This window comes from Streptococcus parasanguinis, from assembly GCF_001074805.1.
GTDB classification, from domain to species: Bacteria; Bacillota; Bacilli; order Lactobacillales; family Streptococcaceae; genus Streptococcus; species Streptococcus parasanguinis_A.
The window spans coordinates 1-1,714 of sequence record NZ_JUPI01000133.1; the positions used below are offsets into that span (position 1 = coordinate 1).

At 33.5% G+C, this 1,714-nt stretch carries 1 pseudogene; it reads left to right on the forward strand.

The annotated features are described in order from the left end of the window. Window positions 1-484 precede the first annotated feature (484 nt). Window positions 485-1,714 (forward strand): annotated as a pseudogene (locus ADI76_RS09580) (hypothetical protein); the annotation flags it as partial.

Sequence of the window (1,714 nt, forward strand, 5' to 3'; positions counted from 1 at the left end):
ATCAAAAATACGGGATGCTTTTTCTGTTCACCCCAAATTTTTGTAACTAGGTGATACTTGAAACCGACCTAAACTATTCCCCTATTTAAAAAATATTGATTCATATTTTATGAAATGAATAAGTAGGTCTCGTTCTGAAAAGCCTTGATAATACGCTGTTTTTAATCCAACTGAAACTCATACTTTTCAAATTAGGTTATATAAAATGGTAAATAACTAAAACACTTCTCCCTATCCAAATATAGATAGGGGTTTTTATTGTTCATCACTCGTTCTAAACATTCAATGCTAGATTGAAGATGAAAAGTACAATATTCTCTATCTTGTTCATTAAAATATCTGTTATAACAGCATAATAATACACTTTTTTGAAAAAAGATAAAATGTTGGGAAAGTTGTTAGTGAAGAGTACAGCTTTAAGTTGCATTTAGTCACTGATTTATGGCATAATAAACATATTAAAATTAAAGGAGCTATTTTTCTTATGAAGAATAACTATGAAAACAACTATAAAGGACATGGATATTTCCGTAAAGCAAAAGCATTTGGTTTAGTAAGTGGTATTCTAATTGGTACTTCACTTATTTTTGGAACTCAAGTTGCATCTGCCGATGAAACAGCAGCTACTACAAATACCAATATCCAAAACGAAGCAGCTACTGCTACAAATAACAGTAACCAAAATGAATCAGTTTCTGCCAACTCCACAGATACTGCTACAACTAACAGTAGCCAAAATGAAACAGTTTCCGCCAACTCCACAGCTACTACAACCTATCCTTTAGTAGATAAAGATATCGACAAAAAGATAAAAAACGGAGATTCATACTACTCTCCAACGTTGATTTTAGAAGATAACGTTACCTACTATGTACCTAATGTAAATGATACCCGTGGAAATGTTACATTTACTGACAATGGAATAGCCCCAAGAGTTGATAGCGAGGGTAACATTGTGTCAGTAGGGAAACCTAGAGTCATTTCTATTGGTACTGAATACAGAGCTGAAGTAAAAGACATTGATTTCGAAGAAAGAATCATTGAAAATCCATTTAAGCCTGTAGGTTATCGAAACGTTTTGATTGAAGGAAAAAAAGGTAAACATTATAGAGTATACTATGGTTTTTTCGATGCTACTTCACGACAATATCTTCCGCAAATAGCTGGTTCGACTTTGTTTCCTGAACATCAATATGTCGAAGTTGGAACTGGTGAAAGAGTCTCAGAAAATGTCAAAACTGTATACGAAGGTAGAGTTACATCAGAAGCTCTCTTTACTAGAATTGTGACACCATCAAACAAAGACAAACCCGCTACTATTATTGTAGGACTTAAACCTGTCATCTTTAAAAGAACTTATCCTGCAATGGTTGAAGTAATTGAAAATCCACTTATAAAATCTAGTCAATCAAAAAGACTTAGAGATCCAAAAGATGGAGAAGAAATTACGACCTTTACTTATACAATGGACCCTGAAACTGGAAAAGTATCTCGTAGTGAGAAAACAACTGGTTCAAAAGAATATGTGAACTCTCTTTTTGAAAATGGAGTTTACGACCGTATTAAACATCCTAAATTCAAACCTTTAGCAACTTCATATATTACTGCCGATACATATAAAAATGGTAAGATAGCTGAAAATCTTGTAACCCCTGAGAAACCTGTGACTCCTGAGAAACCTGTAACTCCTGAGAAACCTGTAACTCCTGAGAAA